The 21,841-nt window shown below is 44.5% G+C and carries 22 protein-coding genes; 4 read left to right on the top strand and 18 right to left on the bottom strand.

The annotated features are described in order from the left end of the window. Nucleotides 1–17 precede the first annotated feature (17 nt). Nucleotides 18–923, bottom strand: a complete 906-nt coding sequence (locus HFE01_RS05445) for an NUDIX hydrolase (protein ID WP_019687360.1) — start codon at nucleotides 921–923, stop codon at nucleotides 18–20. A 291-nt stretch (nucleotides 924–1,214) separates the two neighbouring features. Here HFE01_RS05445 and HFE01_RS05450 point away from each other — a divergent pair, with 291 nt between their 5' ends. Beyond that, nucleotides 1,215–1,526 (top strand): hypothetical protein, encoded by a 312-nt coding sequence (locus tag HFE01_RS05450; protein WP_017427018.1) that lies wholly within the window; start codon nucleotides 1,215–1,217, stop codon nucleotides 1,524–1,526. Nucleotides 1,527–1,688: 162 nt separating this feature from the next. On the opposite strand, the gene HFE01_RS05455 is transcribed toward HFE01_RS05450, so the two are convergent. Continuing rightward, a complete protein-coding gene (locus HFE01_RS05455) occupies nucleotides 1,689–1,970 on the bottom strand; it encodes an AMP-binding protein (protein ID WP_019687361.1) in 282 nt (93 codons plus the stop codon). A 175-nt stretch (nucleotides 1,971–2,145) separates the two neighbouring features. On the opposite strand from HFE01_RS05455, the gene glsA reads away from it, so the two are divergent. Further along, nucleotides 2,146–3,084: a glutaminase A gene (gene glsA, locus HFE01_RS05460; protein ID WP_013371363.1), complete on the top strand. Its 939-nt coding sequence runs from the start codon at nucleotides 2,146–2,148 to the stop codon at nucleotides 3,082–3,084. Nucleotides 3,085–3,154: 70 nt separating this feature from the next. On the opposite strand, the gene HFE01_RS05465 is transcribed toward glsA, so the two are convergent. Together HFE01_RS05465 and HFE01_RS05470 are read right to left on the bottom strand one after the other, a co-directional pair. Then, nucleotides 3,155–4,021, bottom strand: a complete 867-nt coding sequence (locus HFE01_RS05465; RefSeq protein ID WP_019687362.1) for a VOC family protein — start codon at nucleotides 4,019–4,021, stop codon at nucleotides 3,155–3,157. Between the two features lie 49 nt (nucleotides 4,022–4,070). Then, nucleotides 4,071–4,484, bottom strand: coding sequence for a DoxX family protein (locus HFE01_RS05470; RefSeq protein ID WP_016820790.1), 414 nt, complete (start codon nucleotides 4,482–4,484; stop codon nucleotides 4,071–4,073). A gap of 271 nt (nucleotides 4,485–4,755) precedes the next feature. Here HFE01_RS05470 and HFE01_RS05475 point away from each other — a divergent pair, with 271 nt between their 5' ends. Next, nucleotides 4,756–5,295, top strand: coding sequence for a helix-turn-helix domain-containing protein (locus tag HFE01_RS05475; RefSeq protein WP_016820789.1), 540 nt, complete (start codon nucleotides 4,756–4,758; stop codon nucleotides 5,293–5,295). 116 nt (nucleotides 5,296–5,411) lie between these two features. On the opposite strand, the gene HFE01_RS27225 is transcribed toward HFE01_RS05475, so the two are convergent. The 10 genes from HFE01_RS27225 to HFE01_RS05520 all read right to left on the bottom strand — a co-directional run bounded on the left by HFE01_RS27225 (nucleotide 5,412) and on the right by HFE01_RS05520 (nucleotide 15,913). Next, nucleotides 5,412–5,789 (bottom strand): hypothetical protein, encoded by a 378-nt coding sequence (locus HFE01_RS27225; protein ID WP_243208144.1) that lies wholly within the window; start codon nucleotides 5,787–5,789, stop codon nucleotides 5,412–5,414. A 24-nt stretch (nucleotides 5,790–5,813) separates the two neighbouring features. Then, entirely contained in the window at nucleotides 5,814–6,416 is a 603-nt protein-coding gene (locus HFE01_RS27230) for a copper amine oxidase N-terminal domain-containing protein (protein ID WP_243208145.1), read from the bottom strand. A gap of 41 nt (nucleotides 6,417–6,457) precedes the next feature. Continuing rightward, nucleotides 6,458–7,579 (bottom strand): phosphodiester glycosidase family protein, encoded by a 1,122-nt coding sequence (locus HFE01_RS05485; RefSeq protein ID WP_019687364.1) that lies wholly within the window; start codon nucleotides 7,577–7,579, stop codon nucleotides 6,458–6,460. Between the two features lie 219 nt (nucleotides 7,580–7,798). Further along, nucleotides 7,799–9,265, bottom strand: coding sequence for a potassium/proton antiporter (locus HFE01_RS05490; RefSeq protein ID WP_016820786.1), 1,467 nt, complete (start codon nucleotides 9,263–9,265; stop codon nucleotides 7,799–7,801). A 203-nt stretch (nucleotides 9,266–9,468) separates the two neighbouring features. Further along, on the bottom strand, nucleotides 9,469–10,857 hold the full coding sequence (fumC, locus tag HFE01_RS05495; protein WP_019687365.1) for a class II fumarate hydratase: 1,389 nt from the start codon (nucleotides 10,855–10,857) through the stop codon (nucleotides 9,469–9,471). 165 nt (nucleotides 10,858–11,022) lie between these two features. Beyond that, entirely contained in the window at nucleotides 11,023–12,567 is a 1,545-nt protein-coding gene (locus HFE01_RS05500; protein WP_019687366.1) for a 2-isopropylmalate synthase, read from the bottom strand. Nucleotides 12,568–12,666: 99 nt separating this feature from the next. After that, nucleotides 12,667–13,377 (bottom strand): FadR/GntR family transcriptional regulator, encoded by a 711-nt coding sequence (locus HFE01_RS05505; RefSeq protein WP_019687367.1) that lies wholly within the window; start codon nucleotides 13,375–13,377, stop codon nucleotides 12,667–12,669. Between the two features lie 153 nt (nucleotides 13,378–13,530). Beyond that, nucleotides 13,531–14,550, bottom strand: coding sequence for an aldose 1-epimerase (locus HFE01_RS05510; protein WP_016820782.1), 1,020 nt, complete (start codon nucleotides 14,548–14,550; stop codon nucleotides 13,531–13,533). Between the two features lie 136 nt (nucleotides 14,551–14,686). Beyond that, the gene (locus HFE01_RS05515) at nucleotides 14,687–15,490 is read right to left on the bottom strand and encodes an MBL fold metallo-hydrolase (protein WP_107733549.1); all 804 of its coding nucleotides are present in this window, start codon (nucleotides 15,488–15,490) and stop codon (nucleotides 14,687–14,689) included. A 126-nt stretch (nucleotides 15,491–15,616) separates the two neighbouring features. After that, complete coding sequence (locus HFE01_RS05520; RefSeq protein ID WP_013371376.1) at nucleotides 15,617–15,913, bottom strand: hypothetical protein; 297 nt, start codon at nucleotides 15,911–15,913, stop codon at nucleotides 15,617–15,619. 163 nt (nucleotides 15,914–16,076) lie between these two features. Between HFE01_RS05520 and HFE01_RS05525 the strand changes: the two genes are divergently transcribed. Further along, nucleotides 16,077–17,309, top strand: a complete 1,233-nt coding sequence (locus tag HFE01_RS05525; protein ID WP_016820780.1) for an aminopeptidase — start codon at nucleotides 16,077–16,079, stop codon at nucleotides 17,307–17,309. A gap of 74 nt (nucleotides 17,310–17,383) precedes the next feature. Here HFE01_RS05525 and HFE01_RS05530 read toward each other — a convergent pair whose 3' ends face one another. The 4 genes from HFE01_RS05530 to HFE01_RS05545 form a co-directional block, all read right to left on the bottom strand. Next, entirely contained in the window at nucleotides 17,384–17,875 is a 492-nt protein-coding gene (locus tag HFE01_RS05530) for a hypothetical protein (RefSeq protein ID WP_016820779.1), read from the bottom strand. A 131-nt stretch (nucleotides 17,876–18,006) separates the two neighbouring features. Further along, the gene (locus HFE01_RS05535; RefSeq protein WP_019687369.1) at nucleotides 18,007–19,125 is read right to left on the bottom strand and encodes a glycerol dehydrogenase; all 1,119 of its coding nucleotides are present in this window, start codon (nucleotides 19,123–19,125) and stop codon (nucleotides 18,007–18,009) included. Nucleotides 19,126–19,161: 36 nt separating this feature from the next. Further along, nucleotides 19,162–20,169 (bottom strand): biotin synthase BioB, encoded by a 1,008-nt coding sequence (bioB, locus tag HFE01_RS05540; RefSeq protein WP_017427027.1) that lies wholly within the window; start codon nucleotides 20,167–20,169, stop codon nucleotides 19,162–19,164. 200 nt (nucleotides 20,170–20,369) lie between these two features. After that, nucleotides 20,370–21,671 (bottom strand): hemolysin family protein, encoded by a 1,302-nt coding sequence (locus HFE01_RS05545; protein ID WP_172494064.1) that lies wholly within the window; start codon nucleotides 21,669–21,671, stop codon nucleotides 20,370–20,372. Nucleotides 21,672–21,841 lie beyond the last annotated feature (170 nt).

Below are 21,841 nucleotides of genomic sequence, written 5' to 3' on the forward strand. Positions count from 1 at the left end.
TTCTTCTTCCTTTTATGCTATATAAAACGTGACCGTGGCTTAAATCGGTATAGCTTGGACGGACGATGTCCGGCCGCCTTCCTGTATTCATTGGTTTCTTCCACGAGATCTGCTATTTTACGACGAAAAGCCGCGGCTAACAGCTCTTTACCTAAAATAATTTCATACACCTGTTGGAGTTCACTCAGTGTAAACAGAGCTGGCATCAGGTGAAACGCAATATCTGTGTATTCAATTTTGCTGCGTAGACGCTCAATACCGTACGCAATAATTTTGGCATGATCAAAAGCAATTCCCTGTGACTCCAGCACTTCTCGCTTGATTTCTATGGTTTTCCCCTTAAGAATTTCAGTTACTTTCACTTTGGCTGTTAAAAGGATGTCCGCATGCTTCAATGTAATGTCAATGTTTTGCTCCCATGTGTAACCTTCCGGTTGATTCGTCCGCGTCTCCTGAGCCACACTGTAATCCAGTTCGAACCATTGAGCATCTGCGGCATCATCCCCTGCCTGCACCTCCAAGGATTCATGGTCTACTAACGCCATGTAAGCACAGCTGATTACCCGCATACGCGGATCACGTGCTACATCTCCCCAAGTGTACAGCTGCTCCATATAAATCTGATCCACATTGGTTTCAGTTTTAAGCTCACGGCGTGCAGCCTCTTCCAGGCTTTCATTCATGCCTACAAAACCGCCGGGCAACGCCCATTGCCCTATAAAAGGATGCTCTCCTCTTTGGATCAAGAGGAGCTGAAGTGTTTTCTCCGGTAGCTTACGGTAATTCTGCTGGAGCTGATCCATTACAGTAAATAGCAGCATATCTACCGTTACGGATGGACGCTCATATTGATTCGCATCATAAAGGGCCAAAAATTGCTCCTCCGTCAAGCCACTGTCGTTGTATTTCGATCTATCTGTCACTTGTGTCACCTACCTGCTCATATTTGGGACATCATCGCTTTTCCTTCAAAAGCAACGAATGCTCTATGTAAATTTTAATTTAAATCATTTGATAAAAACAAAATGTTAATATCAATACATTAATATATAATTAGCGCTTCGTCAATAGGGTGTATAGACCTATTTTTGGTCATGTGATAGTACTATTAGACTGTTTACTGAATTTTACTTGTTGCTTATTGTCATATCATGTATGATGTTTTGGACAATATAGGAAACACAACATACTAAACACGTAAGGAGAAGATCCAATTGTCTAACCCGTCTAACCCGTTTAATCCGCAATACAATCAACAAGGAGCACCGTCCAGACCAGCCCCTGTTTACCCGCCACCTGTTTCATTCAAGGAGTGGATGATCAGCTTACTCCTGATGGCAATACCAGTAGTTGGAATTGTTATGCTGTTTGTGTGGGCTTTTAGCGGCTCGACAAATCCGAGCAAAGCGAACTACGCTAAGGCAGGCCTGCTATGGGCCGCTATTGTAATTGTTATCTATATCATTATGGCTGTTGCTCTATTGCCTGCGATCATAAGCTCATTAAATTCCAGCAGCTATTATTGATTTCTAGTACATAGCAAAATAACCTTCTGATGAATCCAATTGAATCATCAGAAGGTCTTTAAACTAAAACTGTCGACCCTGTCGACAGTTTTTTTACTTCACCTTACTTCACTTCACTTTACTTGTACCAAAGATCATCGGTTTCAAGCTCCTGTAGACTGCTCAAAAACGATTTTGAGTTATCGACATAAAGTTCGGTATCGATATAGTCAATGAGCATTCGACCATGATCCCGACGGGCTCGTCCTTATCTACACCTTTGACCCGCAAAGCATGTGCAAGCTGATTGGCCTGTTTGTTCAGATCAGCATACGTCAAGTGCTTGTCCCCAAGTACAATCGCCACATGGTCCGGTGTGCGCTCAACCTGCTCCTCAAACAACTGATGAATCGTTTTCTCCCGTGGGTAATCCGCTAACATACCATGTAACATGCTCAACTTCATCTCCTTCTCCTGTAAGTTATAATCCATATATTACAATAATTGGGGATTTAACTGGAGAAAAAGAAATGACATCAGAGCTTGTTTTTCGACTGAACATTTCTTTAAAATAAGTATATAGCTACTTCTTGCTCTACAATAAATACCACAGATTGGTTACTCGACTGGAGGAAAAGAAATGACATCGGAGTGGCAGAGACTACAGACCAAACTGCCGGAATGGGTAGAACAAAGCCGTCATGAGTATATTCATGGCAAGGTAGCAGCGTATATTCCCGAACTGTCCAAGGCCCCGGCCGACGCGCTGGGTATTGTGGTCATGAACGGTGCGGGTGAGACCGTGGTAGCCGGAGATACGGAAATCCAGTTTACGATGCAAAGCATCTCAAAGGTATTTACGCTCATTCTGGCCTTGATGGATAATGGAGAGGACGTTGTCTTCTCTAAGGTAGGTATGGAGCCTACCGGAGACCGTTTTAATTCCATGCTAAAGCTAGAACTAGTCGAGCCGGGGATTCCATTTAACCCACTGATTAATGCCGGAGCAATCGCGGTCTCCTCTCTGATTCGCGGAAACAGTCCAGAAGAGAGATTTGCCCGTGTTCTTCAGTTTTTCCGTCTGCTTACTCATAATGACACATTGGAATATGATCAGGATGTCTACGACTCAGAATCAGCCACAGGCCATTTGAACCGTTCCCTTGCTTATTTTCTAATGGAAAAGGGGATTTTAAGAGGTCATGTGGAGGATGTGCTTGACGTCTATTTCAGACATTGTGCTGTCAAATTAAACTGTACAGATTTAGCACGTATGGGACTCATACTAGCCTACAACGGCCGTGATCCGGTCACAGGTATACCTTTGATCCCCCGTCGCTATGTACAGATCGCCAAAACATTTATGACAACATGCGGTATGTATGACGCCTCTGGTGAATTTGCCATTCAAGTCGGACTCCCTGCCAAAAGCGGCGTATCTGGCAGTATAATGACGATGGTACCTGGACGATACGGCATCGGGTTAGTGGGGCCTTCATTGAATCGTATGGGCAACAGTACAGCGGGGGTACACTTGCTGGAGACAATGTCCCGCGATTTGGATTGGAGTTTGTTTTAGGATATAAAAAAGGGTATTCCCAGCCAGTACGGCTCATAGGAATACCCTTTTCTGTTACGTTCTTGCTATGTTAAATGGTTTGACCCTGAACCAATTTGATTTGAATACGGAACGGGTCAGCCACATACAAGGCCCCATCACGTTCTTGTAATCGATAACCTGCCGCAGTCAAACGAGCAGTAATGGCATCCAATTCTTGTTGGTCTGGAACATTCAGTTCAAAATAATCCAATCCAGCAGCCTGCTCGGGAGCTGGTGGCGCTCCTTCACCTGCCCATATATTTAAGCCCATATGGTGGTGGTAACCACCTGCGGAAACGAACAAGGCTGAAGATCCATATCGGCATGTAATGTCAAAGCCAAGCACATCGCAATAAAATTGCTGTGCTGTGAGCAAATTAGACACATGGAAGTGAACATGCCCAATTACTGTTCCCTGTGGCAGTCCCTGCCAAGGTAAGTTTTCAGAAATGGCAATCAGGTCTTCTGCATCCACAGGTCCAGTTCCCATCATGTAAAATCCATTTGCATCTTTTTTCCATTGATTACGAGGACGATCCGCATAGATTTCAATTCCGTTATTATCGGGATCATGGATGTATAATGCTTCACTTACATCATGGTCTCCCTGTCCGATTTCAATCTCATGAGCCAGCAGATTACGCAAAGACAAACCCAGAGCTATACGATCTGGTAGAAGAATAGCAAAGTGATACAATCCGGTTGCAGACTGGCGCGGCAGAATAACTGCATTTTCAATATAGTTAAGAATCAGTAGCGCATGCTTTCCGTCAACAGTCAATTCAGCGGTATCCGCTGTTTGACGTAGAAGCTGTAAACCAATGACCTCAGTGTAAAATTGAATAGAGCGCTCCAAGTTACTAACTTTTAATGAAACCTGCCCGATTTTAGTGTTGTCATGAATATGTGCTGTCATGAGATTTCCCTCTTTCTACATGGATTGGAGGACTAAGGCTTAATCAAATTTATTGTTCTGTTGACCCACGACGGCTGAACAAAGAATCCAGAGACCAGCGAGTTGTCGGCGCAAATACGAGATGAAGAGCTACCAGAATAAAAGCAATATCCAGCTCATAGCCAGCGCCTTGACCATTCCCCATCAACCCGCCGGACAATTTGGCCGTGAAAATAGCGCCGATCAATACAATAACTAAAAGTCCGGATACATAGCGAGTAAGCAATCCAAGAATTAATGCAATCCCGCCGACCAACTCAATCACCGCAACGACATAACCTAAAAATCCTGGGACACCAATGCTGGAAAACCAGCCTGCAACATTACCCAATCCCATTTGGAATTTAGCAATTCCGTGTGCCAAAAACAAAATTCCGAGCGCCACCCGCATAATTGTAGAAACATTTCTGCTTGCTGAACTCATGTTTATCTCTCCATTCTGTTTGTTTTAATACACTCATACAAGCGTATATGAATAATTAATTTATATTACTAATAATTTAGCCAAAAAAATAATGACGTCCGAATCTATACTGCAACACATAAGTATGAATTACACTCAAATTATTAGTAATAGTAATAATTATTTTGTAATGTGAATTTAGCATAAGAAACTATAGTCTGTCAACAAATTATTTGGTATGATGAATAATAAATTAGTATATATTATATTTCCCTAAAAGGAGGAACGCTCTATGGGTATAGGATGCAACATTCGTGCGGCTCGTAAACGTAAAAATTTATCCATCCAGCAAATCTGCGAACGAACCGGTCTATCTCAAGGGTTTATGAGTCAAGTAGAAAATAATAAAACCTCCCCTTCCATCGCTACATTGGACAGCATCGCTAATGCGCTGAACGTACCTCTCGCTTTTCTGCTTCTTAAAGAAGAGGAACGGATGCAAGTGATTCGTAAGGACGAGCGTCGTAAAACATTGTATGGTAAAAACAAACTCCAGGTCGATCATTTGGGTGGTCAGGGTAATGTCAAAATGATGCTGGTGGACATGCCGCCAGGCTCATCTACAGAAGAAGAGCATGCTCATGCAGGGGATGAGATTCATTTTATTTTGGAGGGTACGGTATACGTGGAGCAGGGTGAGGATTCAGCTACGCTGGAAGCAGGAGATTCCTTTAGCTGGAGAGCAGCCATCCCCCACTATGCCAAAAATGTTGGAGAAAACAACGCGCGTATTCTGATCTCCGTGTTTCTCGAAGCAGAAAATGACGCCTAAACAAGATTTGAGCATATCACAATATTCATTATCCATTTCATTGTAAAAAGCGTGTACCGGGAAGTTAAATTAACTTCAACGATACACGCTTTTTTGTAGTATCTGCTCTACTAAACTTATCCCATCGCCTGCTGGGCATCTGTACGCGATTCCCACGGCAGCTTGATGGTTTTCATGATCTGCTTGGCATCGGCTCGGAGTCCGCTTACCGGATCGCCCGTCGTACCCAGCAGCTCTTCTTTTTTATCTATAGTAACACGCCCATAAAAAGTAGTGCTGCTGTCTCCCCATCCTGTAGTATACTCGTAGATCAGCGGCTTATTTAATTTCGGATAGGTTCCCCACTGATCTTTGGCTTTATTAGCCAAAAACAGCTCCAGTGGATCGTATTCCATCGTAAAGGTTTTATCAAAGGGAGCTCCCACATACCCTTGATAGGTAACAATCGGAAAACCGTCCTTCACTTCAACCAGACTCAGCACATCCCCGTTCACTGTAAAATACCGCAATGCTTCGCCTTAGGGGAACATATAGACACTGGACAGCAGCTCAGTGTTAGGACGATGTTCTTCTATATAAGGATGGACAGAACGTCTTTCTATGTGGATTAACGCTTCACGTGCTGCCACGAGATCTCCCTCATATATTTGTTCTTTTAGTTTACCGTGAATCGGTGGCTGGATCTGAATCTGTGTATTTGTCTTCTCCAACGTATAACCTAAATCAAGCGATACATCTCTAAGAGGCACATATACGTCTTTACCTACAACCTCAAATGTAAGCTGCTGCTTGTTTTTACGTGATTTCTCCTTAAGAACTAAGGGTTCAGCCCACTTTTGCAGCGTGACCTGCTTTTTTTTAGCATCCCAATGGTAGCTTGCACCTACAGCTTCAGCCAAAGGGTTAAGCGGTACCATGAGCTTACCGTCAATCAATAGAGATTTGGTCTTGTTGTTTAAGGGTTGACCGGCTATAACAATATCTGTTAGTTGTGTTGATTGAGGTGCTGTGGTTCCCTGTTCAACCGCTTTGGCTTCTCCTTGATGCATTGTTGTCAAGAGTAATGGAAGCATCAGCAAGGCGACAAACAATCGCTGAAATCCTGTTCGATCTAGCTTCATTATGAGTCTCCGTTCACTTAATAGACTTGTTCATTCCGGCTCTATTTCTTTTTGGCTGCGTCAATGTCTCCAGGTCTCATCCCTGCCCAGATGTTCGGGATACTGACGGCCTCTGGATGCTCAAATACGAGAAACGCAGTCGGCAAATATCGTTCTCCGTATTCAGAGGAAGGCTTGTTGACAATGGTGTTATCCTTGACGAGCACCGTTGATGAACCTCCATCCAGATTAGCACCGATAACCGCTCCATGCTTAAGTAAAATATTTTGCATATCATACAAGTTGGCACCTATGCTGTACCCAGGCTGGCGACCGTCGACGGTTACGAAAAGGATTGCCCCGTCTGCTCTCTGTCCCATCGCGGTACGGGGAGCAATGCCCCATCCCTCGCTTGCATTACGAATCAGGCCTTTTCCATTCACAATTAGGCGTGGTTGGAAAGTAACCGCTTCTTGCACATTCATTTTGGACAACTCGGACAACGAATAGTGACCGGCTATCATTTTTCCCTGTTTATCAATACCTACGATTTGAACAGAGGCATTTTTACCCATATCGTTGTAGTATATCTGGCCCTGAGAAATGACAACACCAATCGGTTTAAAGCCATTCCCGTTCCAGTTGGGATCAGCGAATCCACCGCCGTTTACACCAGCAACGGCCCCCAAACGCTCGACCATACTAGATACATGTTCTCCCCGGCCGACTTTAGCAGGAACCCCGAGCCTAATTTTAGTGGGGTCATGCACCGTCATAACATAGCCATGATAGTTACGACCCGATACCTCTTCCACTTCAACCAACGGCGTCTGTTGTACTTTAGTAGGTATCAGATCAGGCAGATTGATTGTATGTCTATCCTTTTCCTCTCCCATCTCTTCGAACCGGGCCGAATATTCAGCCACGCGCTTCTTCGCCTCTGCTTCGCCGATAAAATATTTCGCCCAGTGACGATGCTGAGTCGTAATCAGCGTATCCGCAGCCAAATAGCGCATCTCCTTGCCAGAAGGGGTTAAAAACAACCATGCACCGCCCCCAATTCCTGCTAACAGGAATACAATAAAAAGTCGCAACATAAAGCGACCAAATTTTCCTTTTCGTTTCTTTTTCTTATTTTTCTGCCTGCGAGCTGCTGCACGCTGTGGCAAGACTTCCGGTTTCATTCATCATCTCTCCTGTTTGGTGACTTCTATCGTATTTCTTCACTATTGCCCATCAAATGATCAGTAGCGATAGGCTGCGACATCTAACGACAATATCATAAACTAATTTTGTAGAATGATAGTGTCAATTTTTTAACAGATTCATCCACTCTGAAAAAGAATACAGCAAAAAGCCCTTCACATAAATGTGAAGGACTGTAAATAGGGGGGATATCCTATTTACGGAGCAGCCTCCGGTTCGAGTAGCATGAACAGCTCTTTCATCTGCTGTCGCTTAAGTTTGGGACTAAGCACATACAAAGTATCGCCCGGTTCAATCACAGTTGTACCTCTCGGGGCAATAATTTGCTCGTTCCGAATAATGGCTGTGAATAAGATGTCTTCAGGCAGCTGTATATCCTGAATCGCCTTGCCGGCTATCGACATCCCCTTTTGTACCTGAATGTGGTTGATTTCGGAAGTGGTTTTTCCCAAAGAAACTAATTCCAACAGTGAAGGCGACGATGTCTCGTTAGGGTCCATCAAGCCAAGCTTCACCGCTAGCCACGAGATCGTGGTACCTTGAATAATCGCAGAGGTGAGCACAACGAAAAATACGACATTAAAAAACAAAGGTCCTACATCCATTTCGTCCAGTAATGGATAAGTTGCTAGTACAATGGGTACCGCTCCCCGCAGTCCTGCCCAGGATAACAGTGTCTTCTCGCGAACAGAGTACCTGGAAAAAAGCAAGCTTAGGAACACACCTATTGGACGAGCCACCAGCATGAGGATGAAGGAGAGCGCCAAACTTTGCCACGCAATGCCCAGCAATTGATCGGGAAAGACCAATAGGCCGAGCAGGACAAACATCATAATCTGCACCATCCAGGCGAAGCCATTGTTAAAATGAATAATGGATCGCTTGTAGGTCAAGTCGGAATTTCCCAATACAATGGCCATGACATATACCGCCAGCAATCCGCTCGCCTCCAGTAACGATGCCGCCGCATACGTCAAGACTGCAAATGCCAATGCCATTACAGGATACAAACCGGATGAATCAAAATTCATTTTATTAATCGCATATACACCTAAGCGTCCGAGTACAAAACCAACGGCTAGACCAAAACCCATTTCCCATAAAAACAACAAGATATGTATCCAAATGGATTGCTCAGGGTGATGTATCAGCTCAATCAATGTTACTGTGAGAAATACAGCCATCGGGTCATTGCTGCCGGATTCCGCTTCAAGCGTCGAGGTAATTCGCTTTTTGATGTTTTTACCTCCTAAAACGGAAAACACAGCTGCCGCATCCGTCGAACCAACAATAGCGCCAAACAGCATGGATTCCATCCAGCTCACGCCTAAAATAAACTTGGCGCAGACGCCAATGACTACAGTCGTAATGATGACCCCCAACGTTGATAATGACAACGCAGGTCGAATTACTGGCTTAACATCTGTAAACTTTGTCTGCATCCCGCCTTCAAACAAGATTACAATGAGCGCGAGAATGCCCACCAGCTGTGTGATAAAGGCATTATCAAAATAAATAAACTGACTGAGCACCATGCCTACAGCAATAAACAAAACGAGCGCAGGCATACCGAAACGGCTGGAAAATTTGGTAGTCAGCACACCGACCAGCAGCAAGCCGGACAGCAAAAGCACAATCAAATTAATCACGGTTGTCTGTTCCATACGGCTTCTCCTATCTTGAAAATAAATGTTCATTTTTTCGCCTTCTAACTATATACCCTCAAATCACACAGAATACTAATCATAAGTAAAAAAATATATGAGAAAATCAAAAAATCCAGCTCATGGTCTGTGCTAAATTCCGCACTCCACAAGCTGGTTTGTACATTTTTTTAAATTTCTCAAGCTGTACCCGTTCGTCGTGCTTAGGCTTTGGGCTGAATCATATGTGCTGGTACAACATATTGGTCGAACTGCTCTTCCGTCAGCAGTCCACTGCGGAGTGCCGCTTCCTTTAGAGACAGCCCTTCTGCATGTGCAAGTTTAGCGATTTTAGCAGCATTTTCATATCCAATATGTGGATTCAATGCTGTCACCAACATTAGTGAATTATTCAAATTGTGCTCAATCTTGGCGAGATCGGGCTCGATGCCAACGGCACAGTTGTCATTAAAAGCAATGATGGAATCGGCCAGTAGATGAACTGATTGCAAAAAGTTGTATATGATTACTGGCTTAAACACATTCAGTTCAAAATTACCTTGACTTGCTGCAAAGCCGATAGCTGCATCATTACCCATGACTTGCGTAACGACCATCGTCAGTGCTTCACTCTGGGTAGGATTTACCTTACCTGGCATAATGGAGCTACCCGGCTCGTTAGCAGGAATCGTGATTTCCCCCAAGCCGCTTCGCGGACCACTAGCCAGCCAGCGAACATCATTGGCGATTTTCATCAAATCCGCAGCTAGCGCTTTGATTGCTCCATGTACAGCCACCACTTCATCGTGACTGGTCAGCGCATGAAATTTATTAGGTGCAGAAGTGAACGTTTTGCCAGTGAAGCCGGAAATTTCCGCAGAGGTTCGGGAACCAAACTCTGGATGAGCATTAATTCCTGTGCCCACTGCTGTTCCGCCAATCGCCAGCTCCTTCATATATTGAACCATGTCGACGATCATCCGCTTGCTTTTATCCAGCATGGCATACCAGCCGCTAATTTCCTGACCCAGTGTAAGTGGTGTAGCATCCTGCAAATGGGTTCGACCAATTTTGATAATATCCTTGAACTGTTCTGACTTCTGTTGAAAAGTCTCTTTCAGCTTATCAATGGCAGGCAACAAACGGTCCTCGACCGCAATGACACCCGCTACATGAAGCGCTGTAGGAAACGTATCATTTGAGCTTTGCGACATATTCACATCGTCATTCGGATGCAGCTTCGCATCTTTTCCCTGTTTTTGTAACCATTCACTGCCCAGATGAGCAATCACTTCATTGACATTCATATTGGACTGCGTACCGCTCCCTGTCTGCCATACAACCAATGGAAAATGGTCATCCACTCGTCCAGCTAGAATTTCATCCGCTGCATAAATAATGGCATCCTGTTTTTCCTGAGATAGCTTACCCAACTTATAATTGCTGATCGCCGCACTTTTTTTGAGTACCGCGAACGCCTGAATGACCTCTAATGGCATTTTCTCCGAGCCAATCGGGAAATTTTCCTTACTGCGCTGTGTTTGCGCTCCCCACAAACGATCTGCCGGTACTTTGATTTCGCCCAACGTATCCTTTTCAATGCGGTAGTTCAACTCATTTCCTCCTCTTGGCCTATGTAATTCAGACAAAATATGGTGATCTTCTTTGCCTATTATACATTAAATTTCAAATGTTATCATATATTTTGCAAGCGCTTTTTTACGATAAGGTTAGAGGAGATAGAAGAAAAAATTCAGCTATGAGCTTGATTACCAGCCTCAGTTAATCGTGATGTTGCTTTTGGCATGCACTACTTTTCTGCCCAGTAGCTTATTTAGTGCGTCGATATAAGCTTTAGCGCTAGCTTCCAAAATATCTGTACTAGTACCTCTTCCCAGTGCTGTGTACTCACCTTGCCTCAAAATAGCGTGAACTTCCCCCAACGCATCTTTGCCATACGTTACAGACTGGATGGAGTAATCCTCCAACTCCACCACTTCACCACTAGCCTTGTCAATCGCATGAAAAATCGCATCTACAGAACCATTACCCATCGCAACTTCATCAATTGATGTGCCATCTTGCTTATTCAACCGTATAGAGGCGACTGGAACCGACTGATTACCATAGGACACCTGAATAGAATTTAGTGTGTAAATTTGAGGTGAGGCATTGCGGCTTTCATCCATCAGGACAAGTAAATCCTCATCCAACACCTGTTTTTTCTTATCTGCCAAGGCTTTGAATTTGCGAAATGCAGCCTGAAGTTGTTCCTCTGTCAAAACATCAAACCCCATGTCCGCCAGTTTTTCCTTAAACGCATGACTTCCCGAATGCTTGCCTAATACAAGTTTACTGGTCTTCAAACCAATGCGCTCAGGAGACACGATCTCATATGTTGTACGCTCCTTTAGCATTCCGTCCTGGTGTATACCGGACTCATGTGCAAATGCGTTGGCCCCAACAATGGCCTTGTTCCCCGGTACCGACATTCCAGTACGTTTGCTTACCAGTCGACTGGTAGCATACAGTTCCTCCAAAACCAGACTCGTTTGTGCACCATAGAGATCGGTTCTCGTGTCAAGGGCCAGTGCGACCTCCTCGATAGGTGTATTTCCGGCTCGCTCGCCAATGCCATTAATGGTACCTTCAAATTGATCTACACCGTTACGGATAGCTGCCAGCGTATTAGCTGTTGCCATCCCAAGATCATCATGACAGTGTGTGCTAAGCTGTATTTTTTCAATACCTGGTACTTGTTGTTTTACGAATCTAAACATTTCTCCAAACTGATCTGGCGAGGCATAACCCACGGTATCCGGTAAATTGACGACGGTCGCTCCAGCGCGAATTGCCATATCTACAACTTCACAAATAAAGTCCAACTCGGTACGACTGGCATCCTCTGCCGAAAATTCTACCTTGCTGAAATACTTACGTCCATAACGAATGGCAGCAGCAGCGGTCTCTAATACCTTCGCTTTATCCATTCGTAGCTTATGCTGGCGATGAATAGGTGAGGTAGCCAGGAACAAGTGAAGACAAGCGTCCTCCGCTCCCCGTAGAGCTTCTCTGACCGCATCTATATCCTGCTCTTTCGAGCGTGCAAAACCAACCAGTGTTGCTTGGGTGACCTGTTTGGCAATCTCCTGCATGCTGATGATCTCACCAGGTGAGGTTGCCGGAAAGCCGGTCTCAATCCGATCTACGCCTAATTTTTGAAGCTGAAGAGCGATTTCCACCTTTTCTGTGCTGGTTAAGCTAACTCCTGGTGATTGTTCTCCATCTCTTAACGTTGTGTCCAACACCCATATTTTGCGCATACAGATACCACCTTTGGTTTGATTTTAGGAGATGCTCAAAGTAGAAGGTTTATACATCATTTTATTCATCCGATCATCTGATGTTTAGGATTAAAAAAATTAGGAACTTCCCATATGCTTTTGCAGCTCCAGCTTGGTGCCGTCCAAATGCTGAATACTATATAGCTCTGCAGCCTTACCATCCTGATCCAAGATCGCTTCATAAATTTTTTCATGCTGAAGTGTAAAATGATTTGGCATCACCGGATCGGTAATCAGATTTCTCAGCGCCTTGCGAATAGCCTCTACAAAGCTGCGGTATACGTCCGTAAGCACCTTATTGCCTGTAGCTGCTGCAACAGCCAAGTGAAAAGTGATATCCGCATCCAAGTACCCATTCATATCTCCAGCGGCCAATGTCGCAGCTCGACGGTCCAGTGCCTCTCGCATCAAGCGTAAATCTTCGTCATTACGACGTAACGCAGCTAATCTGGCAATCTCCAGTTCCAGCACGCTCCGCACTTCATAAACTTCAATAATTTCAGCACGGCTTAGTCGGTAATCCAATGGTTCTTGAGAAGTCGTCGGTTGGCAGACAAAGGTCCCGTGTCCTTGCTTTTTCTCTAATAGACCGGCATGCACCAGTACGCTAACCGCCTCCCGAACTGTAGATCGCCCGACTCCAAATAGCTTCATAAGCTCGGGCTCGGTTGGAATCTTAGTGCCTACATTCCATTCACCAGCAGCAATTTTTCGTTGCAACTGCTCAGCCACTTCATCTGCAATTTGCTTGCGTTTAACAGCTTGAAAAGGCATCATTCCATGATTCATCTGATCATCTCCTGTTTCGTATCATACTATGACACATTGCTTTTCTGCAACCTTTTTCATAATCTTTCTTAGTGGTCTTGTAACTGCAGCCTTAGCAATCGAAAAAGCCTGCACCGTTCACCACGATGCAAGCTTATTTGGATAAAGAACATATTAAGATTTCGTTTTATTCGGAGTAACACAATACAGACGGCTGGTTGTTTCAAAAATATGTCCCGGAGCCAGTGCAATTAACCCGATGTCTTCCGCAGGCAAGTCTGGTCGATTCGGTGCATTGATCATGTTCATTTGCGGTTCAGGACAGATGAATTCCTGGTTCGCTTTGTTGTTCCAGATCATCCAGTGCTTATAAGCAGTGCCTACATCGTATACAAGGGTAGCACCTGTCTTACTGTGTGTGAGTTCCATATAGTTACGTCCATTTTGCGGAGCCGCCGTATAATGATTATCCATAGAGGCAAAATAAGGGCTAACTCCTGTTGTCTTCATCAGTTCCTCTTCCGGGGATAAAGGTTGGAACTGTCCAGTGGCCAACAACCGATCTGTCAGCTCACGCCGCTCACCGATCGTAACCTTAATCTTGTAATCCTCAGGCGAGCTATCAGGTACAAACGGTACCCGAATGGCTGTGTGAAAGGCAAACAAGTTGGGAATCGGCTGATCCCCCTCGTTATGGATCACATAACGCTGATGCAGGCCAAATTCGTCAAGGCTGTACGTCAGCTTCATCGTAAAGGTGAAGGGTAGATAACGGAACATAGGATGCCCTTCCCTTACATGCTGATTCATTACCACATAACTACCTTGCTCCCCGGAACCGTAATCCTCAACCTCCCACCGAACGGTGTGTAAAAAGCCGTGCAAATGGTTATGGGTAGCCTCTTCATTAATTGGCAGCTCATATGTAACACCATTCCACAGGAATTTTCCATCCTCATATCGATTCGGAGGGAATAAGAAAGGAATTCCGTAAACGGATGGGCTTTGCTTAAAAGCCTCTATGCTCTCAGCATCCGGCTCACGTAAAAAAGAATATCCCGTCTCATTGTCACGAAAAGAAATCAGATTTGCGCCGTTTCCTGGCAGGGCAACCGCTTCATATCGTCCAAATTTAAGACGAATCGCCGGTATTCCATAATAAAGATCACCAATTGCAGTATGCTGTTGTGTCATCAAAAATCCTCCTTGATGAAATGACGATGTTTAATGAAAGCGTTTAGCTTTTGGCTTGACTATACCATGTCCAGCAAAAAAATTCCACGTCCACGCAAAAAAACGATGCCCCACAAGGCATCGTCCTTCACACATATTACACATAACGTCCCTGTTTGGGTACTGCCATGTGTTCAAAATTTCCAGCCAGCTGTTCCAACTGATTAGTCAGCTCGGTACCTTGCATGAAATGTCCATGCCCTGTAACTGCAATTGCAGGCTTTAAGCCGGCTAACATCTTCACTGACCGCTGTGCAGCTTGCCAATCTGTTGTAAAATACGCAGGCGGTCCGTGGATTTCTTTTTCCTGTAAAAGCACAGCCAAGGCCGATTCCTGCTTTACCGTGATAAAAGCGTCACCAGCTACCATTAAGCGTCTCCGCTCATGAAAAAGCGATACATGACCAGGCGTATGTCCTGGTGTATGCAGCCACTTCCAACCAGGGGCGCCGGGGACACTGCCATCTTGGGGCAAGGAGGTGATGCGATCATCTAGATCTATAGCATCATTGGGATACAAGAAGGAAATTCCCGACATCAAGCCTCCCCCAACACTAGGGTCAGGTTTTTGATAATCTTTCATTCCCGTTAAATAAGGTAATTCCAAAGGGTGTGCATAAACAGGTGTACCCCAATGCTGAACCAACTCAATAACCGAACCTACATGGTCAAAATGACCGTGAGTAAGCACAATAGCAACCGGAGGACCCGTAAACCGTTCTTCAGCTAGGCGTATAATCGAGTCTGTGAATCCTGCCATCCCCGTATCCACCAGCACCCAGGATCGGCTTCCCGGCTCTCCAATAAAACACACATTTACAAACAGCGTCCGTAAGCTCAGGAGATCGGGAGCAGCCTCTTCATTTGCCGTCATTCCTTCGGTGAACAGATGATTTGCCAAAGCTTCACCCTCCTATTCACATGGAATTTCCTGTTATACTCGACCTTTAGGCTTCCCCCATGTCAGCAGATTATGCGGACACTGCTAAATATAATCCGCTTGTCACGAAAATAGACCATGTTTACATTACTCGGGTAATTTACTCCATGCCGCATCCAGCAAATAGTCGAAAAGATCATCGTTCTCTTCAATCCAGCTATCCATCTGTAGCATCTCTTCCTCCAAGCGTGGCTCTCCTGCAAAATGGAGACTATAATCCCACTCCTTTCCCTTTTTACTGTGGAAGGTGATTTCATATATAGAACTCTGTCCGTCTACTCCAAATACCACTTGGCCTAAATATGCACCGTTCTCATCTCTAGTCATTTGCGCCTGCTGAATATGTACTTCTTTCAATTCCTGAGAAGAATTTTGCTCCGTCATTTATTTATCCGCCCTTTCATTTTCACTAAAAAGTACCAAAACTGATTTGTGAACCTTTTCGTTACATTGTACAATATATAAGCTATGTGTGGAATTTGCAAAAAAACTGTGCGAATTACCCTATTCTTATTTGAGGCTTGTTCGTGAAATGGAGGAAAGTTACATGTCAGATTTTCAACAAAAATTGCAGAAATATGCGGAATTAGCCGTTCGAGTGGGCGCCAATGTCCAACCTGGGCAGACACTTATCGTTCATGCGCCAATCTTGTCCGCCGAACTCGTACGACTTATCGTTAAATCAGCGTATACTGTGGGAGCTAAGCTGGTAAAAGTAAAATGGAGTGATGAGACGGTTACCCGATTACAGTATGAACTAGCTCCTGATGAAACTTTTAATATTGCCCCCAAATGGTACGCAGCCGAAATGACAGAAGAAGTCGAAAATGGCGCTGCAGTGCTCCATGTCATTGCCGAGAATCCTGATTTGCTTCAAGGGATTCCGTCCAGCAGAATTACCGCTGCCCAGCGTGTGCGATCCCATGAGTTACGTCAATACCGTGAATACCAAATGGCTGACAAGTTTAGCTGGTCTCTGATTGCTTATCCTTCAGCAGAATGGGCAGCCAAAGTATTCCCTGATCTGCCAGCTTCCGAGCAAATGGATAAACTGTGGGAAGCCATTTTCAGCACTGTACGTGTGGATCTGGACAACCCTGTGGAGGCGTGGAATGAGCATTTGAAAACCCTATCCAGCAAAGCTGATATTTTAAATTCCAAACGCTATAAAAAGCTGCATTATCTGGCGCCAGGTACAGACCTCACTATCGAACTGGCAAAAGACCATCTATGGGTAGCAGCCGAAAGCGTCAACCAACAGGGACATACTTTTGTAGCCAACATGCCTACTGAAGAGGTATTTACTGCTCCACTTAAAACGGGAGTAAACGGTAAAGTCAGCAGCACCAAGCCACTCAGCTACAGTGGCAATATCATCGACAACTTCTCACTGACCTTTGAAAATGGACGTATTGTCGATGTACAGGCCGAAACCGGTTTGGAGACTCTCCAGCATCTCGTAGAAATGGACGAAGGTTCACACTACCTGGGCGAGGTTGCGCTCGTGCCTCATAAGTCACCGATCTCTGATAAAAACATTTTATTCTACAATACATTGTTTGATGAAAATGCCTCTAACCATCTGGCTATCGGTAATGCTTATGCATTCAATCTTAAAGGCGGTAAGGATATGACTCAAGAGGAGTTGGCTGCCAACGGTCTGAACTCCAGTCTGACTCACGTCGATTTTATGATTGGTTCAGGTGAAATGGACATCAATGGCGTTACCGAAGACGGTACTGAGGAACCGATCTTCCGTAAAGGAAATTGGGCGATTTAACACGGTAAAAAAGGCTCTCACCGCTTGATGCGAGAGAGCCTTCTTGCTTCATCTTTAAGTTATGTTACATACATTTACAGTGTATTAATCCAATAATTCGCTGCAAGTCCAAATACGATTTGTACTATGCTGATGATGAAAAAGACAATAAAGCAGCTTACAACTCTTCGATTAATGGTTTGATGTAAGGATAAAGATGATTTCACATAAAACATGCTGCCTAATATCCCCAAACACAGACCAAAGATACCTGCAAATAGCCACCCTATAACTAAGCTGACCACGACAAAAGCCCAGCTCCAGCCCGGAGCCTTACTTACTGGAACATAAGGTTGATTGGACCCAAGATAAATACCGTCCACAGCTAAATCTGCTTTGTTGCCAATGACCACAACATTCACAGCTTTCTCCTTCAATCGAATTGGAAAATCAATCAAGTTCAAAAATGCGTTCTGGCTTTTCACCTTCTGCTCGCTACCATTCACAATAATTTTTCCTCCGGTAAAGCCACGCTTGTACTCAATACTATATTGAATACCTTGGTCTTCTACATTCCATTTGGCCATCGCTAAACCCCTCTCAAATTTTAGGTAATTTTCTAATTATGTACCATGAAAATCATACCATAAGCTGCAAGTTAAATAATGGAAAAAGGCCGCTTATCAGCGACCTTTGAATCTACTTATTTCGTATGCGATTAGTTTCTATGTCCAATTTTAGTCTTGTAGGCAACTGAATACTGATCAGCCGCTAAAATCGCATCAAGCACATCATCCGCTGTAACAGCAAATGGTAAATTGTGAGCGGTTTCGCCTTCTTTGGTAGCAGCCTGAGCTACTCGGTACAAATCCTCTCGGGAAGCTTCCTGCAGCTTAATGTCTTCCAGCGTAACCGGCAGATCGAGTTTTAGGTAAAAATCAATATACCGCTCCACCTCAGTTAAAGGTCTTTTTTCCAAGGCAAGCTGTACTAAGGTGCCAAAAGCTACTTTTTGGCCATGCGTCAGGTGATGAATGTCTCCTTCGAGTACGGTAAAACCATTGTGAATGGCATGTGCACCTGCCAAGCCGCCGCTTTCAAAGCCCAAACCGCTTAGCAATGTATTGGCTTCCACCACCGCTTCAAGCGCTGGTGTAACGACTTTGCGCTTCACAGATTCATAAGCTTGCAGTCCGTAATCGAAAAGAACCTCCTCGCACTTGGACGCAATGGCTTCTGCCGCCAAGGTTGGCAAGCCGCCAGCCATAGTTGTAGCACGAGCTTCAATGACTGCACGGGCTTCAATCCACGTTGCCATGGCATCCGCAATACCTGAGGAGAGGAACAAAGGCGGTGCCTGAGATATGACCTTCGTGTCAACCAGGATTAAGCTCGGATTTTTACTGAAAAAGGTATACGTATCAAATGCACCCTCATCCGTGTACAAAACAGATAGAGCACTGGTAGGGGCATCTGTAGAGGCGGTTGTTGGAACAATCACCACCGAGGAACCGAGTAGCTCATTAACGGCTTTGGCGGTATCCAGTGTTTTACCGCCACCTACACCAATGACAATATCAACCTGGCCGCTTCGTCCCTCATCAGCAATACGGTTTACTTCATTTTTGGATGCTTCTCCTTGAAACTCAACCTTTATAGCAGTGATATCAGCCTGCTCCAGACTTTTGACCACTCGATCGGCTGCAATCTCCCAAACCAGCTTGTCCGCAATAACCAAAGCCGTATGGCCTAAAGGCTTAACATATTCACCTGTTTTATCAATCACATTTTTCCCTTGCACATATTTACCTGGACTAATAAATACTTTTTCGCTCATCATTCAACTCTCCCTTCCATGTTTGTACAATCTCTATTATACGGCTGAAAGGGCACACATCTCAATTTCAAAGCCAAAATCTTCTATCATTTGATGATCAGCGGTAACTTCTTGGCCTGCTGTCGTTAAATAATCTCCTACAAAAATCGAATTTGCTGCATAAAGGGCTAGCGGTTGTAATGAGCGTAAATTCAATTCCCTTCCGCCTGCGACGCGTATTTCTTTGGATGGACAGATGAACCGAAACAGTGCCAACACCTTTAAAGCTTGGATCGGCGAGATCCGCTGTGCTTCTCCCAAAGGGGTTCCGGGGATTGGATTCAGAAAATTAATCGGAATAGAGTCGGCATCCAACTCTCGTAAGGCATAAGCCATTTGAACGATTTCCTCATTCGTCTCCCCCATACCGATAATAACGCCAGAGCATGGAGACATTCCGTGTGATTGAGCCATTTTCACAGTTTCGATGCGTTGGTCATATGTATGTGTGGTCGTAATCGAGGGATAGTTGGCTTTACTTGTATTTAAATTATGATTGTAACGGTGTACCCCAGCATCTGCCAATCGCTGTGCTTGATCTCCCTTGAGAATCCCCAAGCAAGCGCAAATTTTGAGCGGCATGGTACGACTAATTTCTTGTACAGCATCAATCACCTGATCCAGTTCCCGATCTGTCGGACCTTTGCCGGAAGCTACAATGCAATATGTCCCCGCTTTTCGTGCTAGGGCTTCCCTTGCCCCAGCCAACAATGATTCCTTATCCAGCATACTATACTTGCTGACAGGTGCCGTAGAAACGATGGATTGTGAGCAATAACCACAATCCTCCGGGCACAGACCACTTTTGGCATTCATGATCATATTGAGCTTTACTTTTTTTCCGTAAAAATGATGCCTTACCTGAAATGCAGCTTGCATAATCGGTAATATTTCCACATCGTCCGCTTCCAGTACCGCCGTGCCTTCTTCCAGCGTCAGATTGCTGAAATGTATTGCTTTTTCAGCTAATGAGTCCCAATTTACAGCCTTATTGAATAAATTCATACTTCATCCTCCCTCATTTAGATGGTTATGTAAGCAGATAAGATTTTTACCGTAAGGAAATCCACTCTATTGTCAACTTAATAATTATGTATTAGGTTGACAATAACACAGATATCATACCAATTCACATCCTTTATGTAAAGAAGACAAATTAAAAAGCGACCCCACATCATTAAAGGTCGCTTTCCATATTTATTCCATTATGAGACTCCTGCTTCCTCCACGATGATAGGCTGTTTGATTAGCCGAATACGTGAAATCCGCTTGTTTTCAACTTCTTCTACAATGAACATACATCCTTCAAACACTACAGACTGACCTGGCTGTGGAGGGATAACCTCTACATGTGAGTAGAGCCAGCCCCCTACTGTATCATAATCCTCATGATCAAGATCTAGCCCGAAACGATCGTTCACTTCATCAATTAATAACATACCGTCAATGGAAAATTCCTCGTCATTAATCTGCTCACAACTCGGACGTTCTTGGTCGAACTCATCCTGAATTTCACCGACGATTTCTTCCATAATATCTTCCAATGTTACCATACCCGATGTGCCACCGTATTCATCAATCAAAATTGCAATTTGCGTCTTGCTACGCTGCATGCGTTTGAGCAGATCACTAATTTGCGTTGATTCAGGAACAGCAAGAATCGGGCGAATCATCGTACGGGTATCCAGCGTGTTCGCACGTAGAAGATCTTTAATATGGATAAAGCCGATAATATGGTCCTTATCTTCGGCGCAGATTGGATAACGGGTTCTCATGCTTTCCGTTGCAATCGCGAGATTTTCTTCTGTGGACTCATTACTGTATAAACAGATCATCTCCGTGCGCGGAATCATGATTTCCCTGGCGGTCGTGTCGGCAAAATCAAATATATTATCAACAAGCGCCAATTCCGTATTATCAATTAGTCCGCTCTTATTGCTTTCTTTCATCAGAATGCGTATTTCATCCCCCGTATGCGCGGAATCATCATATTCGGATACCGGCTCCAGACGGAACAAACGCAACAGGCTGTTCGCCATTCCATTCAACGCCCATATGAATGGATACATCAACTTGTAAAACCAAGTCATCAGCATGGCCGAATACAGTGTAATAGTCTCAGATTTACGAATAGCTATCGTTTTGGGTGCCAATTCACCCAACACAATATGCAGAATCGTAATGACAATAAATGCAATCACCACGGCAGTACCGTGTACGTATACCGCTCCCAAGCCAACGGCAGTAAATATAGGCTCAATCAAATGTGCGATGGCCGGCTCTCCGATCCATCCCAGTCCCAACGATGCTAAGGTAATACCCAATTGGCAGGCAGACAAATAAGCGTCCAAATTGTGTATCATATTGGCGGCGTATACGGCCTTTTTATTGCCCGCCTCCACCAAGGTTTCGATACGGCTGCCCCTGACCTTCACCATGGCAAATTCCGCAGATACAAAAAATCCATTCAATAATACTAATGCAAAAACAATAATTAAGTTAAACATACTCGGTAAAGGGTCACTCAATATGCTCCCCATCAGCCGTCATTACGGCAGACAGGCGCACCTCCTTCGGATATTTTCATCATAGACAGAACGATAACACATCATAAGCAGCGTCAACTTCCCAACACATTCACCCCTTCCGGCTTCCATAAGCCATATTCCGCATAAAT

The organism is Paenibacillus sp. EKM10P (genome assembly GCF_011800655.1).
GTDB lineage: Bacteria > Bacillota > Bacilli > Paenibacillales > Paenibacillaceae > Paenibacillus > Paenibacillus polymyxa.

Excerpts from the sequence above, each read along its gene's own strand:
- HFE01_RS05455 (WP_019687361.1), bottom strand. The coding sequence starts at position 1,970 with ATGAAGTTGAGCATGTTACATGGTATGTTAGCGGATTACCCACGGGAG.
- glsA (WP_013371363.1), top strand. The coding sequence starts at position 2,146 with ATGACATCGGAGTGGCAGAGACTACAGACCAAACTGCCGGAATGGGTA.
- HFE01_RS05465 (WP_019687362.1), bottom strand. The coding sequence starts at position 4,021 with ATGACAGCACATATTCATGACAACACTAAAATCGGGCAGGTTTCATTA.
- HFE01_RS05470 (WP_016820790.1), bottom strand. The coding sequence starts at position 4,484 with ATGAGTTCAGCAAGCAGAAATGTTTCTACAATTATGCGGGTGGCGCTC.
- HFE01_RS05475 (WP_016820789.1), top strand. The coding sequence starts at position 4,756 with ATGGGTATAGGATGCAACATTCGTGCGGCTCGTAAACGTAAAAATTTA.
- HFE01_RS27230 (WP_243208145.1), bottom strand. The coding sequence starts at position 6,416 with ATGAAGCTAGATCGAACAGGATTTCAGCGATTGTTTGTCGCCTTGCTG.
- HFE01_RS05485 (WP_019687364.1), bottom strand. The coding sequence starts at position 7,579 with ATGAAACCGGAAGTCTTGCCACAGCGTGCAGCAGCTCGCAGGCAGAAA.
- HFE01_RS05490 (WP_016820786.1), bottom strand. The coding sequence starts at position 9,265 with ATGGAACAGACAACCGTGATTAATTTGATTGTGCTTTTGCTGTCCGGC.
- HFE01_RS05500 (WP_019687366.1), bottom strand. The coding sequence starts at position 12,567 with ATGCGCAAAATATGGGTGTTGGACACAACGTTAAGAGATGGAGAACAA.
- HFE01_RS05505 (WP_019687367.1), bottom strand. The coding sequence starts at position 13,377 with ATGAATCATGGAATGATGCCTTTTCAAGCTGTTAAACGCAAGCAAATT.
- HFE01_RS05510 (WP_016820782.1), bottom strand. The coding sequence starts at position 14,550 with ATGACACAACAGCATACTGCAATTGGTGATCTTTATTATGGAATACCG.
- HFE01_RS05520 (WP_013371376.1), bottom strand. The coding sequence starts at position 15,913 with ATGACGGAGCAAAATTCTTCTCAGGAATTGAAAGAAGTACATATTCAG.
- HFE01_RS05525 (WP_016820780.1), top strand. The coding sequence starts at position 16,077 with ATGTCAGATTTTCAACAAAAATTGCAGAAATATGCGGAATTAGCCGTT.
- HFE01_RS05530 (WP_016820779.1), bottom strand. The coding sequence starts at position 17,875 with ATGGCCAAATGGAATGTAGAAGACCAAGGTATTCAATATAGTATTGAG.
- HFE01_RS05535 (WP_019687369.1), bottom strand. The coding sequence starts at position 19,125 with ATGAGCGAAAAAGTATTTATTAGTCCAGGTAAATATGTGCAAGGGAAA.
- bioB (WP_017427027.1), bottom strand. The coding sequence starts at position 20,169 with ATGAATTTATTCAATAAGGCTGTAAATTGGGACTCATTAGCTGAAAAA.
- HFE01_RS05545 (WP_172494064.1), bottom strand. The coding sequence starts at position 21,671 with ATGTTTAACTTAATTATTGTTTTTGCATTAGTATTATTGAATGGATTT.